The sequence below is a fragment of the Ensifer sp. 2TAB8 genome (genome assembly GCF_052115125.1).
Classification (GTDB): Bacteria; Pseudomonadota; Alphaproteobacteria; order Rhizobiales; family Rhizobiaceae; genus Ensifer.
This window is the reverse complement of record NZ_JBFRGB010000011.1, coordinates 164436-180892: the sequence shown is the minus strand read 5'-3', so window position 1 is coordinate 180892 and position 16457 is coordinate 164436. Positions and strand designations below refer to the sequence as shown.

The following is a 16457-nucleotide window of genomic DNA, read 5'->3' as shown; positions in this document are numbered from 1 at the left end:
GAACGGTATCCGTCCGCTCCCGTCGGCCTCAAGTGGAGGAGAACCATGCAGCGCGCCGTCCTAGAACCCAATCCGACACCGTCCGCCGACAGCAAGGTTGCGCTGGCAAGCAAGTCCGGCTCCCTTCTGGTACAGCATCCAAACAGCGTCGCTGCCGAAGTGCGCAACCTCCGCAAGACCTACAACGCCGGCACGCCGCATGCCCATGAAGCGCTGAAGGACGTCAATCTTTCCATTCGCGCCAACGAGTTCTTCACGCTTCTCGGCCCCTCCGGCTGCGGCAAGACCACTTTGCTGCGCATCCTCGGCGGTTTCGAGATGCTGACATCGGGCAGTTGCCGCATCTTCGGCGAAGACGTCAGCCGCCTGCCGCCGGAAGCGCGGCCGGTCAACACCGTTTTCCAGCAATATGCGCTGTTCCCGCATATGACCGTCCGTCGCAATATCGCCTTCGGCCTGGAAATGCTCGGCAAGCCGAGGGCTGAGGTGGAGCGCACCGTCGAGCGCATGCTCGATCTCGTGCACATGCGCGAATGTGCGGATCGTCGGCCGGACACGATGTCCGGCGGGCAGCGGCAGCGCGTGGCGCTTGCCCGCGCTCTCGCACCGCAGCCCAAGCTTCTGCTGCTTGACGAGCCGCTGTCGGCGCTCGATCTGAAGCTCCGGCAGAAGATGCGGCTGGAGCTGAAGTCGCTGCAGCGCGAAACCGGGATCACCTTCATTTTCGTCACCCACGACCAGGAAGAAGCTCTGGCGATGAGCGACCGGGTCGCCGTAATCAGCAACGGCCTCCTGCAGCAGGTGGGATCACCGGAGGAAATCTACGAACAACCGCAGAGCCGCTTTGTTGCCGACTTCATCGGTGAATCGAACCTGATCGAGGCGAAGGTCGCAGGCACTGCCGGCGGCGAGGCGGCTCTCGATATCGAGGGCTTCGGCCAGGTCCATGCGCCGATCGGCCAGCGCGTGGACGTTGGACAGCAGGTCTGGCTCTCGATCCGCCCCGAGCGACTGGTCCTTGGGGCCGGCCACGGCGACGGACAGGAACCCGCAAAGGTCGCCGATCGCACTTATCTCGGCAATGCCGTCGAATACCACCTGCGCGTCGGCAAGCACGCGCTCACCGCCCGCTCGCCGCGCGRCGGCCTGCGTGGCCGGCAGGATTTCGCGCCGGGCGATGTCGTCAGCCTCGGTTTCGAGCCCGGCTCGATCAAGGTGCTTCTGTCATGAGCGCCCGGTCTCTCGCTCTTTCCTCGCGCATCCCGCCGGGGCTTGCCCATGCCGGTCTGCTCTGGCCGTCGCTCGGTATCATTCTTGTGTTCATGGTCGCGCCGATCGCGATCATGCTCACCTATTCGTTCCTCGTGCCGGGCGCCTATGGCGGCGTCGAGTGGACCTTTACCACCGCCGCCTACGAGCAGATCCTGTTCGAACGGGATTTCCTCGACGACAGCCTGACCTTTACGCCCGATTACCTGATCATCGTCGCCCGCTCGCTCATGCAGGCGACCGTCGCGACCGCGCTTTGCCTCGTGATCAGCGTGCCCACCGCCTATTACATCGCCACCCGCACCGACCGGGTGAAGAACATCTGGCTCTTCCTGATCACGATCCCCTACTGGGTGAACCTCCTGATCCGCACCATCGCGCTGCTTTTCGTTCTGCGTGACGACGGGCCGATCAACAGCGCTTTGCTCGACCTCGGCGCCATCAGTCAGCCCCTGGCGCTGAGCTACAACGGCTTCGCCATCTCGCTCGGGCTGATCTATTCGTTCCTGCCCTTCATGGTGCTGCCGCTCTACTCGGCCTTCGAGCGCTTCGACTTTCGCCTGTTGGAGGCGGCCTACGATCTCTATGCCAGCCGCAGGGTCGCCTTCTTCCGCATCGTGCTGCCGGTCATGCGACCGGGGCTGATCGCCGGCAGCCTGCTCGTCTTCATTCCCTCGGTTGGCTCCTACCTGGCGCCCGACATTCTCGGTGGCGGCAAGACGCTGATGATCGGCAACCTGATCGGAACGCAGTTCCAGGCGGCGCGCAACTGGCCGTTCGGCGCAGCGCTGTCGATGATCCTGCTCACCATCACCCTCATCGTCCTTCTCTGGCTGGCGCGACGCGTCGCCCAGCAGCAACAGCAGCACTGAGAGAGGTCCGCCATGTCCATCGCCCGCTTGCGCGACCTGCGTGTCTTTCCCGGCTTCGGCCTTCTTTCCGTCGGCTGCGTCGTCTTCCTCTATGCGCCGATCGTCGTTTTGGCGATCTACTCCTTCAACGATGGCCGCTCGGTCACCCGCTGGACCGGCTTTTCGTTCCGCTGGTACCAAACCGTCTTTGCCAACCAGAACATCCAGACGGCGGCCATCAACTCGGTGGTGATCGCCATCATCGCAGCGACCGTCGCCACGGTCTTTGCGCTCGGTGCCGCGATTGCGACCGTCAACCGCAAGAAGGGCGGCGGCGAGGGCGCCTATGTCGTTCTCACCTTCCCGCTGATGGTGCCGGAAATCGTCACCGCCGTCGCCTCGCTCGTCTTCTTCGTCGCGGTCGGCATTAGCCTCGGCTTTGCCACCATCCTGATTGCCCACACCGTCTTCTGCATCCCCTTTGCCTACCTGCCGATCAAGGCACGGCTCGAAAGCATGGACGCGACACTGCCGTCGGCGGCGGCCGACCTCTATGCGTCGCCGGCCAGGGCGTTCCTGCGCATCACCCTGCCGTTGTTGGTGCCCGGTCTCGTCTCCGGCTGGCTGCTCGCCTTCATCATCTCGCTCGACGATTTCATCATCACCGCGCTCGTCGCCGGGCCCGGCGCCACGACCCTGCCACTCCACATCTACGGCATGCTGAGGCTCGGCATGACGCCGGAGGTCAATGCGATCTCGACGCTGATGCTCGCCGCCTCGACCATGCTGGTCTTGATTTCGGGACTGCTGGGGCAGGCGGGCCGCAAGCACTGACATCGCGAAAACTCAACGAAAATCAAACAAGAAAGGGAACATCAGATGAAAAAAGCTGCCGCCTTTACTGCCCTGCTTGCCTCGATCCTGCCAGCCCACGCCTTCGCGGAGGGAGACCTCTTCATCTACACTTGGGGCGAATACACGCCGCCGGAGATGGTGGAGAAATTCGAGAAGACCTTCGGCGTCAAGGTCCATATCGATACCTACGATTCCATGGAGACCATGCTCGCCAAGCTGAAGTCGGGGGCTGGCGGCTACGACATCATCGTGCCCGGTCACGATACGATGACGATCCTGATCGGCGAGAAGCTGCTCGAGCCGATCAATGTCGCGGCGATGCCGAACTATCAGCATGTCGATGAGATGTGGCGGGACGTCTTCTGGGACAAGGGACGCCTTTACTCGGCACCCTGGGCCTGGGGCTCGACCGGTCTTGCCGTCGACCGCGATATCGTCAAGGGCGACGACACCTCGCTGAAGATCCTGTTCGAACCGGATGACGCGGTGAAGGGCAAGATCAACATGCTGCRCGACGTCAACGACGTCATCAACATGGCGCTGCGCTACCTGGGCAAGCCGCGCTGCAACGACAATCCCGAGGACCTGAAGGCGGTACTCGACCTGCTCTCGACGCAGAAGCAGTTCGTCAAGAGCTACAATTCCGAGACCAAGGAACTGCTGGTTTCGGGCGAGGCGGCCGTTTCCATGAGCTGGAACGGCTACGCCATGCGCGCCCGCGACGAAAGACCATCGATTGAATACATCTACCCGAAGGAAGGCTACACCGGCTGGATGGACAATGTCGCGGTGCCGAAGGGCGCGCCCGACCTCGAGAACGCCAAGCTCTGGATCAACTTCATCATGGATCCCGAGAACGCGGCGATGATCACCAACTACGCCCGCTACGCCAACGGCATCAAGGGTTCCGAAGCCTTCGTCGACAAGGCGCTCGCCGGTGCACCCGAACTCAGCCCGCCCGAGAGTGCACCGGCGCCGGAGTTCCTGACCGCCTGCACGCCCGCCGTCACCAAACTTTACGACCGCGTCTGGACCAAACTTCTGCGTTGACCGGGGTCCCGCGGAAACCACGCCTCATGCCATTCTGGAGAAAGCAATGACCATCGTTCAATCCGTCGCCGCCGTCGGCTCCGACCGGCCGAACAACCGTTCAGCCTTCGAAAAGGACCGGGATCACATCCWGCACCCCTATACCGATTTCTCGACCTTCGCCGCGACCGGCAGCCAGATCATCGAGAAGGCCGAGGGTGCCTATGTCGTCGACAGCACCGGGCGTCGGCTGCTCGACGGCATCGCCGGCCTCTGGTGCGTCAACATCGGCCATGGCCGCCGCGAAATGGCCGATTCCATTGCGGCCCAGGTGCTCGACATGGACTACTACAATCCCTTCGGCGCGTCGGGCAACGTGCCCGCAGCCGAGCTCGGTGCGCGGCTCGCGGAGCTCGCGCCCGGCAGCCTCAACCACGTCTACTACACCTGCGGCGGCTCGACGGCCAACGATGCGGCGATACGCATCGTGCACTACTACTTCGCGATGCGCGGCAAGCCGGGCAAACGCAAGATTATTTCGCGCAATAATGCCTATCACGGCGCAACCTACGTGGCGGCGGCGCTGACCGGCATCCACGGCACCAAGTACGGCTTTGCCCAGGTCGGCGAGGACTTCATCCACCACATCTCGGCTGCCGATTGTTACGCCCGCCCGGACGGCATGTCGGAGGAAGTCTATTGCGACCTTTTGGTGCGCGAATTCGAGATGCGCATCGAGCAACTCGGACCGCAGAACGTCGCTGCCTTTATCGCCGAGCCGATCATGGGGGCAGGGGGCGTTCTGGTAGCGCCGAAAGGGTATCACAAACGCATGCAGGCGGTCTGCCGCCGCAACGATATCCTCTACATCGCTGACGAGGTGGTGACCGGTTTCGGCCGTCTCGGCGAGTGGTTCGCGTCTGATGCGATCTACGGCACCCAGCCGGACATTCTGGTCTCGGCCAAGGGCATTACCTCGGGCTACATCCCGCTCGGCGCGACGCTGATTTCGGACGAAATCTACGACGTGATCAGCCGTCCGCAGTGCGAGGGCGGGGTGTTCTCGATGGGGCTGACCTATTTCGGCCATCCGGTTGCCTGTGCCGCAGCGCTCACCAACATCGATATCATGGAGCGGGAGCGGCTGCTGCCGCATGCGGCGAAAACCGGTGCCTACCTGCAGAGCCGGGCAAAGGTCCTTCTCGCCCATGACATCGTCGGCGATGTCCGGGGCGCGGGGCTGATGCTCGGCATTGATCTCGTCGCCGACAAGGCAACAAAGCAGCCGCTGCCGGTTTACGAGAGGGCGAGCGAGGTGATCTTCCAGGGCTGCGTTTCCCGCGGTGTCATCGTCCGCCCGGTCGGCAACCGGCTCATCGTATCGCCCCCTTTGATCGTCACGGAAGCCGAATGCGACTCGATCGTCTCTGCCCTGTCGGAATCGATCGCCGCTTTCATGGCATCCCGCGCTTGAGGAGCATCTGAGATGAGCGAAGTCACGGTCGCAGCGACGCAGATGGCCTGCAACTGGAACATCGACGAGAACATTGAAAAGGCCGAGGAACTGGTGCGGCTTGCGCACGAGGATGGCGCGCAGATCGTCCTTCTGCAGGAGCTGTTCCAGACACCTTATTTCTGCCTGGAGCAGACGATCGACCATCTCGACCTGGCGGCGAGCCTCGGCGAGGATCGCGCCATCAGGCATTTTCGCACGGTTGCGAAAGAGCTCGGCGTGGTTCTGCCTATTTCCTACTACGAGAAGGCCGGGCCGGCGCAGTACAACTCGCTCGCGATCATCGATGCCGACGGCAAGATCCTCTGGAACTACCGCAAGTCCCATATCCCGCAGGCGCCGGGCTATGAGGAAAAGTTCTATTTCAGCCCCGGCGATACCGGCTTTCGGGCCGTCGATACGAAATACGCGCGGATCGGCTGCGGCATCTGCTGGGACCAGTGGTTCCCGGAAACCGCCCGGGCGCTCGCCTTGCAAGGGGCGGAACTTCTGTTCTTCCCGACGGCGATCGGCAGCGAACAGAACGTCGAGATCGACAGTTCCGGCCATTGGCGTCGCACGATGCAGGGGCATGCGGCCGCTAACATGGTGCCGGTGATCGCCTCCAACCGGGTTGGCAGGGAGGCGACCGGCAACAGCGAGGCGCTGTTTTATGGCACGTCCTTCATTGCCGATGAGACAGGGGCGATCGTTGCGGAGGCGACCCGGACCGACGAAACCTATCTGACGGCACGTTTCGATCTTGATGCGGTCCGCGCCTTCCGGCGCAGCTGGGGCATCTATCGCGACCGAAGGCCGGACCTTTACGGCGCCATTCGCACCCTTGATGGCCAGACGGCGGTTGGCTGACGGTCGCCTGCAAATTTCTCAACGACAACAGGAAGAGCCGGGTCTTCGGTCGTCTGCGATGTCGCAGATGCCAGGGCCGAGCGGAAGGATATAAAATCATGAAAAACCAGACACCACGCGAAGCCGGGTTTCGCATGCCGGCCGAATGGGAGCCGCACCGCCGCACCTGGATGATGTGGCCGTGCCGTCACGAGGTCTGGGACGATATCGCCGCGACCCGCCGCGATTATGCCGCCGTCGCCCACGCGATCCGCGAGTTCGAGCCGGTGACGATGGCTGCGCGGCCGGAGGATATGGCCGAAGCCCGCGCCATCCTCGACCCGTCGATCGATCTCGTCGAAGCCGATATCGACGACAGCTGGGCGCGCGATGCCGGCCCCTGCTTCCTCATGGCGGCCGACGGCCGGCGTGCCGGCGCGCGCTTCAAGTTCAACGCCTGGGGCGGCAAGTATCATCCGTTCAACGGCGATGCCGCTTTTTCCGGGCTGGTACTGGAGAAGGCTGATGTTGCGGGGTTCGTGTCGAACCTCATTGCCGAAGGCGGTGGCGTCAGCGTCGACGGCGAAGGCACGATCATCACCACCGAGACCTGCTTCCCGAACAGCAACCGCAATCCCGGCTGGAGCCGCGACGACATCGAGTGCGAGCTTCTCGACATGCTCGGAGGCGAAAAGGTGATCTGGCTGCCCGGCAATCCGATCGAGGACGAGACGGACGGCCATGTGGACGGCATCGCCGTTTTCGTCGCGCCCGGCGTCGTGTTGATGGAAAGACCTGGTGAGGGGGGGAGCAAGGAGGAGGATGAGTGGAACCACTACATCCGCCTGAACCTGGAGGCGATGCAGGGCCAGACTGACGCCAAGGGACGGCCGATCCGTATCGTCACGGTTCCGGAAGCCGTCGATGCGCCGTCGGATCATCCGAAGTTCTGCCGCTCCTACGTCAATTCCTACCTCGTCAATGGCGGCGTGATCATGCCGTGCTACGGTATTGAGTCCGACACGGTCGTAAGGCAGATGTTCCGGTCGCTGTTTCCGGAAAGGCGGGTCCGTGAGGTCCGCATCGATGCCATTGCCATCGGTGGCGGCGGCATCCATTGCATTACCCAGCAGGAACCGCTTTGATCGTCGAGGGTAACTTGACGACAAGGCGGGGAATGACGGGATTTCCRTTTGAACAGATGACATTGATCGGCAAGGCCGTGGCTGCGATCGGCAGCCCGGCCTTTCCCGATGCGTTGAGGCAACTCTGCCTCGACGTCTATGGCTTCGACAGCCTGTTCGTTTCGGTCTTTTCCACAGACCAGCCGCCGCTGCAGCTTTATAGCGACCTCGATCCGGAGGCGACCCGGCGCACGATCGGGCCTTACTTGAGCTTCGCCTATCTGCTCGATCCGTTCTACAGCCTCTATTTGAGCGATCCCGGCGACCGGGTGGTGAGCCTCGACGACTGTGCTCCGGACGATTTTCGCACGAGCGAATACTATCGCATGTTCTATGCCGAAACCGGACTCTACGACGAAATCGTCATGCTGGTCGCGAGCGCCGAGGGCACTGCGATCGCGCTTTCGCTCGGCCAGCGGACAGAGGACTGCCGTCCCGGGCCGCAGGCCCGCGCCCATCTCGATGGGCTGTTGCCGGTCGTTTCCGAGCTTTGCCGCAAGCACTGGCCGCAACCGGGCACAGGATCGGCCGCAACCGAGCCCGCGGCCGACATGGTCTTTTCTACGCTGTCGCAGTTGAAGGTGAGCACGCGCGAGGGCGAAATCATCCGGCTGATGCTGAAGGGGCATTCGACCAAGAGCATTGCGCGCATTCTCGGCAACAGCCCGGAGACGGTGAAGGTCCACCGTAAGCGCATCTATTCCAAGCTCAAGATTTCCTCGCAGGGCGAGCTGTTCTCGCTCCTRCTCGGCGGTACAGGCGGGTAAAGACGCTGCTTTCACGCGAGGGCTCGCGGCAAGCAGAGCCCTGCAACGACAGTCATGATGCCGTGGGTTCAAATGAACGCACGGCGTTTTAGCGCTTAGTGTTCGGAGAAAAGACCTTCCGCATCATAGACTGGCTCGCCCTGTAGAAGCGTCGCTTCGACGGCGGCCTTGCCGATCTCCTTGACCGGGATGTCGAAGATATCCGTGTCGATGACGACGAGGTCGGCAAACTTGCCGGGCTCGATCGTGCCCGTCTTGTCGTCCTGGTTGAGCAGCTTCGCCGGGTTGATCGTCATCCATTTGACGGCCGTTTCGACATCCGGCGCACCATCCTTCTTGCGCTGAAGCGCCGTCTGGATCTTGACGAGCGGTGATAGCTCGTCGGCGTCGAAATCACTGCTCATCACCACGGTCGCACCCGTCTTCTCGATGCTTCCGGCCGGCATCATGGTGTCGGCGCGATCGCCGATGAACTTGCGGATGAAGCTGTCATATTCCCGGCTGAGCGAACTTGGCGCCAGCTGGAAATCGGCAACGACGCCCTCTTCCTCGAACCGGCCGTAATCGGCCTTGTCGAGCAGATAGATATGCGTGAGCCGATGCGGGCCGGGCTTCGGGTCGGACTGCGCGATGGCGTCGAGCGCCAGGCGCGCGCCACGGTCGCCGGTTACGTGATAGTGCAGCTTGAAGCCCTTTTCAGAAAGCACCTTGGAGTAGCGGTCAAGCGTCGCCTCGTCGAAATAGAGGAAGCCGCTGTCAAACCCGTGGTCGATGCCCGGGCCTTGTTTGTAGGGCGCGAGCAGCGCACCGGTGCGCTGCTCGAGGATGCCATCGACATAGATCTTCACCTGATTGAACTTCAGCAGCCGGTTCGGGTCGTTGCTGTAGAAGCTTGCGAGCTTTTCGACCTGCGCGTCGAACGGCAGGTCAGGATAGACGTAGAGCGCATTGGCGGCTCTCAGCGTCAGCGTGTCGTTCTTCTCGGCCATTTCCCAGGCCTTCAGGTGCCCCTGCGGCCAGAAGCCGCCGGCATCGCTGACGGTCGTGATGCCGTTTTCGGCCATCGTCTTCAGCGTCGGCAGCATGCTCTCGTAAGCAAACTTGACGTTTTCAGGCGTATCGGGAAAGGCGAGGTTGCGCAGCTTCTGCTGGGCGTTTTCAAGGACGATGCCATTCGGAGCGCCGGTCTTCTTGTCGCGCAGGATGATGCCGCCCGGCGGGTTGCCGTCGATCTTGTCGTAGCCGGCAGCCTCAAGCGCGACGCTGTTTGCCCAGGCGCCATGGCCGATGTCGTCGAGGATCAGGATCGGCCTGTCCGCGGAGATTTCGTCCAGCACGCCGACCGGGTCGTCGGTTTCGTCGAGCAGGTTGGTCATGCTGACGCCCGAGCCGACCACCCAATCGCCTTCGCTCTGCTTCACGCATTCACGAACCGTCGCTTTTGTCTCTTGGAGTGAGGCGAAGGCTTCGAATTCGCAGAGGCTTGCGTTGACGCCGGCCTCGATCAGATGCACGTGCGCATCCTGGAAACCCGGCAGGACTAGCTTGCCGCTGAGCCTGACGACAAGAGCGTCTTCTCCCGCCCTCTCCAGCACCGTTCCTTCGTCGCCGACGGCAAGGATCACGCCATCCTCGTCGATCGCCACGGCCTCCGCCAGCGGCGCGGCCGGGTTCATCGTGCGGACCTTCGCGTCGGTGATGACGAGCGTCTCGGCGGCGGCGCCGGCAGCGGCACCGCAAAGTGCCGAAGCTGCGAGAAGCAGGCCGGTCAGCGACCGCAGCGTTCTCCTGGTGTTTGGGGCCATGGGGTTCGTGCCTTTCCTGTCGAATGTTCCAGTTATCACGTCCCTCACATCAATGCAGGTGAACTCTCCGATTATCGATGCTGCGGGCGCTTGGTTGCCGACAGCCACGTGTCGTATGCTATCGGCTGTCGCCGGCTCTCAGTCGAGCGTCACCCAGACGGATTTGGACTGGGTGTTGTCGAGCAGCGCCTGCAGACATTTGTCGCGGCCGTGACCGGAGAGTTTCCAGCCGCCCCAGGGCTGGCTCATGTCGCCGTTCATGTAACCGTTGATCCAGACCATGCCGCATTCGAGATCGCGGGCGATGCGGTGGGCGTTTCCAAGTTTGGAGGTCCAGATGCCGGCAGCGAGGCCATAGGGGCTGTCGTTGGCAATTCTCACGGCATCCTCGGGGCCTTCATGGGGAATGATCGCGCCGACCGGTCCGAAGATTTCCTCCTGCGCGATCTTCATGCAGTTGTCGACACCGGCAAAGAGCGTCGGCGCGACAAAACATGTAGCTTCGGTGCTGCAATCGCTGGGGTCACTGCCGATGATCGGCGTTGCGCCGTCTTTGCGGGCGCCGTCGATATAGTCGAGCACACGGCCCTGATGAACCTTGTTGACGAGCGGTCCCATCGTCGTCGAGGGATCGAGCGGATCGCCCGGCCGATACTTCCGTGAGGCGTGCCCGGCGATGAGGTCGCAAAATTCGTCGTGGATGCTTCGCTCCACCAGAATGCGGGAACCGGCCGAACAGACTTCGCCCTGATTGCCGAACAGCCCGTCGGCGACCTTCTCTGCCACTGAAGACAAATTCTCGACATCGGCAAGGACGATCTGCGGCGACTTGCCTCCGAGTTCGGCCGACACCGCCTTCAGGTTCGAGTCCGCGGCGTAGCGATACATCTGCCGGCCGATTGCCGTCGAACCGGTGAAGGCGATCTTTTCGACGTGCATCGAGCGCGCCAGCGCCTGGCCGGCGACGGCACCGCGTCCCGGTACGACGTTCAAGACCCCGTCCGGTCCACCGGCCTCCAGAAACAGGCGCCCCAGCAGCAGGGCGCTGAGCGACGTATCTTCAGCGGGCTTCAGGACAACGCTGTTTCCGGCCGCAAGCGCCGGCGCGATTTTCCAGACGGCCATCATCAGCGGATAGTTCCAGGGCGTAATGCAGCCGACGACGCCGAGCGGCTGTCGCAGGATGTAGTGCAGCGCGTCGGGATTGGTGAGCGGAGCCGAGCCTGCGATCTTGTCGATGCTTTCGGCCATGAAGCGCATGGTCAGTACAGCGCCCGGAACGTCGATCGCGCACATCTCGGCAATCGGCTTGCCCATCTCCATGGTGTCGAGTACCGCGAGAATTTCGCGGTTGTCGGCGATCAGTTCGGAAAACCGGGTCAGGACATCGATGCGCCATCGGAGCGCCATGCGCGACCAAACACCCTGACGAAACCTCTTTGCCGCAACCTCGCATGCCGTCTCGATATCGGCTGCATTTGCGCAGGCGACGCGTGCGATCAGGGCGCCGTTTGCCGGGTTGATCGAGGCGAGCGTTTCGCCGTCTGCTGCCGCCCGAAATTGCCCGTCGATCAGCAACCGCGTCTCAGGACGGAGCGCTTCTGCAATACGGTGCCATCGTCTGTTGGGTGTCGTGTCCATGACCTGCCTCCAGGGTTGACGATCTTCAGCTCCTTTGTAGCGAGGGGCCGCGAGGCCATCACAGTCCCCCACATGGGTGACTGGCGCGCTCACGGGCGGCCAGGGAAGTTGGCCTCGGAAAAGAGATGCGCGAAGAGGGCAAGATGCGGCTAGCTGTCGATGGAGAACGATTGTGGGCTCGGCTAATGGCGATGGCCGAAGTCGGCGCGACGGCGGAAGGGGGCTCGTGCCGGCAGTCGCTTTCGGACGCGGACGAGACGGGCCGCGCGTTGTTCCTTGGCTGGTGTAAAGCGCGTGGATATGGAGTTAGCAAAGACCAAATCGGCAATCTCTTCATTCGCCGTCCGGGTCTCAATCCCGAGGCGTTACCGGTCCTTATCGGCAGTCATCTCGATACTCAGCCGACGGGAGGGCGGTTCGACGGTGTACTCGGCGTGCTCGCCGGGCTCGAAGTTCTGGAGACGCTGGACGATGCGGCGGTGGAAACCGCCCGGCCGATCGATCTCTGCGTCTGGACCAATGAGGAAGGCTGCCGCTTCCTGCCCGCGATGATGGGATCGGGCGTCGCCTGCGGCGTGCTGGACCTGGAAAAAGTTCTGGCCGCCCGCGACGGTTCCGGGATTGCGCTGGCCGACGAGATAGTTCGGCATCGATACGATCGCGAGGCGGCGCCGAGACTTCCCGCTGCTGATTGCTATGTCGAACTCCACATCGAACAGGGACCGATCCTGGAAGCGGAGGCAAAGACCATCGGCATTGTCACCGGCGGTCAGGGCATCCGCTGGTATGAGATATCGGTTCGTGGCGAGGAGACCCATGCTGGCCCCGTACCGATGACATTGCGCAAAGACCCCGTGCCGGTGCTCATGCATCTGATCGGGCTGGTGCAAGCCATCGGCCGGGTCGACGAAGACGCGCGCTGCACGATCGGCAAGATCCATCTCTCTCCAGGTGCGATCAATGTGGTCCCTGGGCGTGCTGATATGTCTGTCGACCTACGGCATCCCAACGAGGAGGTGCTCGACAGGATGCATCGGGGCCTGATGGACGGGATCGAGGCGCTCCGTCAGAGCCATAGGGAGGTCGATCTCCAGGCCTGCCTGACCTGGCACTCACCGGTGGTCACATTTGACGGTGCACTGATCGAGGCGGTGAGGGCAAGCGCGAGGGATCGGCAGCTGACGCAGCGTGATATTGTCTCCGGGGCAGGGCACGACGCCTTCAATCTGGCGCGGCGGGTGCCAACCACGATGATCTTCGTGCCTTGCCGGGAGGGGATCAGCCATAACCCCCGCGAATACGCGTCTCCCGCAGATGCCACGGCCGGCGCCAACGTACTCTTGGATGTGACGCTGGCGCGTTCGTCTGAGCGGCAGCCTAAAGTGTCTAGTTTGTCGGTGTAATCCGGGAGCACTTCAATGGCTCGCGTAGCGAGCCGCGCCCTGTTGTGTGGGCGCGGCTCCGTGACCGTTCTGTAGCTCGGCTTCGCTCGGTATCTTGGCGAAGGAGCAGAGGCCGTCGATCTTGCGGTGCCGCTTTACGCCGGCTGCGCAATCATCCGTGACCTGTGCTTCCACATGGACAGAAGCAGCACAACCACCAGGAGGCCGAGCGTGACCAGCGATGCATTGTCACGCGGAAGGTTCAGTCCGCCTTTTTCAATCGGCTTGGTCAGGAAGTCGCCAAATGTCGCACCGAAGGGGCGCGTAAAGACGAACGCTATCCAGAACAGCAAGACGTCGCTGATCTTCGTCAGGTAATGCAGCGCGACAACGATGCCGATGATCCCGGCCGTGATGATCGCGCCTTGTACATAGCTGAGCTCCATGTTGTCGGTGAGGAAGTCGCCGAAGGCCGTGCCGAGGCTGTTTGAAAAGACGACCGCGATCCAGAACAGGGCTTCCGTGTCCCTGCGGTTCACATGCACGACGTCAAGCTTCGCGTCGCGTAGATACCAGACGCCAAGGGACGCAGCGAGCCCGAGCGTCAGGATGATGGAGCCTGACAGGTAGCCGCGGCCGAAGGAACGGTCCATCATATCGGAGATTTCCGTTCCGGCGGTCGTGGTCGCGACGATCGCCAGCCAGAACAGCGGTGAATAGAATTTCCGCGCCGAGATCTGGGCGATAAGAATGACCAGCAGCGCTGCGAAGGTGATACCGAACCCGACATAGTAGCCGAGGTTGAGGGTCATCGAGATGAAATCGCCGGCGGTTTCTCCGAGCGTGGTGGCTAGAATTTTCATAATCCAGAAGGCCAAGGTCACGGCGGCGACCTTGGTAAGTGGTGCGCCCGTGGGCGCCGTGCTGGAAATATCGGATGAGGAATGTGAAACCATGATGTTTCCTAACGGGGAGACGGTTGACCGTTCACATGGGTTGACCGGCAGGAGAGTTGATTGCCGGCACGCCGACCCCGTCGCATCCGTGGGGGATGCCGGGTGGACGCCGCCGCGCGACTCACAGGCCGTGGCGGGCGTTTGGCCTGCCGCGGCGCATATTGCTGACGAATTCTCACGGCGGCTCTACCTGCACCTTACGGATTTGTAAGCCGTAAGGTGTTGCAAGCCTGAGGCGAGTTCGGTGCGAAAGCCGAGCGGAGAGCCGCCTCAAATGTAGCTATCAGGCAGAGTGGGGGTCGGCGCGACGTCTTGGTCCGTTCGCCAGCGTCAGGTGCCTGAGACCTGACCTCCAGTGCGAGCGCGATGTGATCTGAGGACGATCCTCGCTCCGGGATTGTTGTCCTCGATCGTGATCGCCGCACCGTGAAAGTCCGCGATTGCCTGTACGAGGCTAAGTCCCAAGCCGCTTCCCGGCGTGCTGCGGCTCTTGTCGAGCCTGTAGAGCCGTCGAAACACGTTGGTGCGCTCGTCCTCGGGAATGCCTGGCCCATCGTCCGCAACACTGAGGATCCAGCATTGTTCGCCGTGAACCAGATCCACCGCGATTTTTGTCCCCTGGGGGCAGTGTGTGATCGCATTTTCGATCAGATTGACCAACATCTGGGTAAAGAGTTCCTTGTCCCCTTGGGCCAGGACATCGTCGATCCGACCGACGATCAGGGATTGATGGTTGTCCTCTGCCACATCCGAATAGGTCTCGACCACATTGCGCACGAGCTGGCCGAGATCGAGCGGATAGAACCGAAGCTTGCGGCCGCCGGCCTCGATCTGGGATATCCGCAGCAGGGCGTCAAACGTCGCGTTGATCTGGTCGCTTTCGGACAGAGCCTCCTCCAGCAGGAGGCGTAGCTCGCCGTCAGCCGCGTCGTGACTGAGCGCGTCCTCCACCATGAGCTTGAGACGGTTGAGCGGCGTCTTCAGATCATGCGCTATGTCTGTGCTGACCTGCCGCATGCTGTCGATCAGAGCGGAAAGACGCGACAGCGCCTGGTTGATGTGCCCGGCAATCTCATCAATATCGTCCCGCGACCTGGATAGCGGGATTCGCACTTGAAGTTGACCTTTAGAGACGGCCGACATCGTGTCTGCAATCGCATCCAGGCGCTGTTGAGCGCGGCGAGCGAGGTAGGCACCCGTGCCGAACGCCAGCAGCACAGCCAGGGCGCAGGCCCAGCCGAAACTCACCAGGATCATTCGTGCCAGGTCGTCCGTCTCGGCGAAGCTGTGGCCGACGATTAATCGATATCCATCGATTGTACCGCTCAAGACGCGAAAGCGTTCGTTTCCTGGCAAGCCGAGCGCCGCTGCGGAAACTGTCATGAGCCCATTGCCATCGATGGTATGCACCAGGTTTCCCGACAGGACCTTTTCCGCCCGGTCAGTCAACAGGAATACACGCGAGCCGTTGGCATTCAGCCGGACGAAGCTGTTCATTGTGGCGACCAAATCCTCGATGTCATCAGGGGCGTAAGCCGCCTCGAGAACCGAGTAGGTTTCCTGAACCGAGCCATCCAAGGCGTCGTGCAGTCTTCGTTTCAGCAACTCGTAACTGACCGCCCAAACGGCGAGCGACGTAAAAACAAACAGCAGGCCATAGGTCAGCGCGAACCTGATCGGCGTGCTGCGCAACAGCTTAGCGCGGGGCATGCAAGCTATACCCGGTGTTACGAACCGTATGGAGAAGAGGGGCGTTGAAGGGGCGGTCGATCTTGGCCCTCAATCTGCTGATATGGGTTTCGACGACGCTCGTCTTCGGGTCGAAATGGTAATCCCAGACCTGCTCGAGCAGCATCGTGCGTGTCAGGACCCGCCCTTCGGCACGCATCAGAACCTCAAGCAGGGTGAATTCGCGCGGCTGGAGATCTATGATCCGATCGGCCCGCGTGACAAATCTCTTCACCAGATCCATTTCCAGGTCGGCGACGCGCAGCACCGTTTGCTGTTCCTGGACCGGCGGCCGGCGAGATAGTGCGTTGATGCGCGCCAATAGTTCGGAGAATGCGAACGGCTTTACCAGATAGTCGTCGGCGCCGGCCTCCAACCCCTCCACGCGGTCGCCAACGCCGCCGATCGCAGTCAGGAACAGGACCGGCGTGCCCACACGCGCGGCCCGAAGGGCCTTCACGATGGAAAGGCCGTCCAGGTTGGGCAGCATCCGGTCGACGACGACGATGTCGTAGTTGTCCTGCGTTGCCTGGTAGAGGCCCTGGCGACCATCGGCGACCACGTCGCAGACATGCCCCGCTTCGTTCAAGCCCCTCATAATGTAATCGGAGGTCTTCTTGTCGTCTTCGATGACGAGGATGCGCATGTC

14 protein-coding genes are annotated in these 16457 nt (G+C 62.2%); 9 read left to right on the top strand and 5 right to left on the bottom strand.

The features are described from left to right. Positions 1 to 45 precede the first annotated feature (45 nt). The 8 genes from AB4Z53_RS19390 to AB4Z53_RS19355 all read left to right on the top strand — a co-directional run bounded on the left by AB4Z53_RS19390 (position 46) and on the right by AB4Z53_RS19355 (position 8296). Positions 46 to 1230 (top strand): ABC transporter ATP-binding protein, encoded by a 1185-nt coding sequence (locus AB4Z53_RS19390; RefSeq protein WP_441597248.1) that lies wholly within the window; start codon positions 46 to 48, stop codon positions 1228 to 1230. Continuing rightward, complete coding sequence (locus tag AB4Z53_RS19385) at positions 1227 to 2141, top strand: ABC transporter permease (RefSeq protein WP_441597246.1); 915 nt, start codon at positions 1227 to 1229, stop codon at positions 2139 to 2141. Before AB4Z53_RS19390 ends, AB4Z53_RS19385 begins: the two co-directional genes overlap by 4 nt. Positions 2142 to 2153: 12 nt before the next feature. Then, positions 2154 to 2954 carry an ABC transporter permease gene (locus tag AB4Z53_RS19380; RefSeq protein WP_441597244.1) on the top strand — a complete coding sequence of 267 codons (801 nt, stop codon included), beginning with the start codon at positions 2154 to 2156 and terminating at the stop codon, positions 2952 to 2954. Positions 2955 to 2999: 45 nt separating this feature from the next. After that, entirely contained in the window at positions 3000 to 4025 is a 1026-nt protein-coding gene (locus AB4Z53_RS19375; RefSeq protein ID WP_441597242.1) for an extracellular solute-binding protein, read from the top strand. 46 nt (positions 4026 to 4071) lie between these two features. Further along, positions 4072 to 5478 carry an aminotransferase gene (locus AB4Z53_RS19370; protein WP_441597240.1) on the top strand — a complete coding sequence of 469 codons (1407 nt, stop codon included), beginning with the start codon at positions 4072 to 4074 and terminating at the stop codon, positions 5476 to 5478. Between the two features lie 12 nt (positions 5479 to 5490). Beyond that, positions 5491 to 6366 (top strand): N-carbamoylputrescine amidase, encoded by an 876-nt coding sequence (gene aguB / locus AB4Z53_RS19365; RefSeq protein WP_441597239.1) that lies wholly within the window; start codon positions 5491 to 5493, stop codon positions 6364 to 6366. A 98-nt stretch (positions 6367 to 6464) separates the two neighbouring features. Next, positions 6465 to 7490: an agmatine deiminase family protein gene (locus tag AB4Z53_RS19360; RefSeq protein WP_441597237.1), complete on the top strand. Its 1026-nt coding sequence runs from the start codon at positions 6465 to 6467 to the stop codon at positions 7488 to 7490. A 32-nt stretch (positions 7491 to 7522) separates the two neighbouring features. Then, positions 7523 to 8296: a helix-turn-helix transcriptional regulator gene (locus AB4Z53_RS19355; protein WP_441597235.1), complete on the top strand. Its 774-nt coding sequence runs from the start codon at positions 7523 to 7525 to the stop codon at positions 8294 to 8296. A gap of 95 nt (positions 8297 to 8391) precedes the next feature. On the opposite strand, the gene AB4Z53_RS19350 is transcribed toward AB4Z53_RS19355, so the two are convergent. After that, positions 8392 to 10101, bottom strand: a complete 1710-nt coding sequence (locus AB4Z53_RS19350; RefSeq protein ID WP_441597233.1) for an amidohydrolase — start codon at positions 10099 to 10101, stop codon at positions 8392 to 8394. 138 nt (positions 10102 to 10239) lie between these two features. After that, positions 10240 to 11742 (bottom strand): aldehyde dehydrogenase family protein, encoded by a 1503-nt coding sequence (locus tag AB4Z53_RS19345; RefSeq protein ID WP_113538133.1) that lies wholly within the window; start codon positions 11740 to 11742, stop codon positions 10240 to 10242. 125 nt (positions 11743 to 11867) lie between these two features. Here AB4Z53_RS19345 and AB4Z53_RS19340 point away from each other — a divergent pair, with 125 nt between their 5' ends. Next, a complete protein-coding gene (locus AB4Z53_RS19340) occupies positions 11868 to 13145 on the top strand; it encodes a Zn-dependent hydrolase (RefSeq protein ID WP_441597230.1) in 1278 nt (425 codons plus the stop codon). Positions 13146 to 13279: 134 nt separating this feature from the next. Here the strand turns inward: AB4Z53_RS19340 and AB4Z53_RS19335 are convergent, their stop codons facing one another. From AB4Z53_RS19335 to AB4Z53_RS19325, 3 genes are all read right to left on the bottom strand, one after another. Further along, positions 13280 to 14080 carry a COG4705 family protein gene (locus AB4Z53_RS19335; protein ID WP_441597228.1) on the bottom strand — a complete coding sequence of 267 codons (801 nt, stop codon included), beginning with the start codon at positions 14078 to 14080 and terminating at the stop codon, positions 13280 to 13282. A 330-nt stretch (positions 14081 to 14410) separates the two neighbouring features. Continuing rightward, the gene (locus AB4Z53_RS19330; protein WP_441597226.1) at positions 14411 to 15790 is read right to left on the bottom strand and encodes a sensor histidine kinase; all 1380 of its coding nucleotides are present in this window, start codon (positions 15788 to 15790) and stop codon (positions 14411 to 14413) included. Next, positions 15777 to 16454 carry a response regulator gene (locus tag AB4Z53_RS19325; RefSeq protein ID WP_113538128.1) on the bottom strand — a complete coding sequence of 226 codons (678 nt, stop codon included), beginning with the start codon at positions 16452 to 16454 and terminating at the stop codon, positions 15777 to 15779. The genes AB4Z53_RS19330 and AB4Z53_RS19325 overlap by 14 nt, the downstream gene beginning before the upstream one ends. Positions 16455 to 16457: the final 3 nt, after the last annotated feature.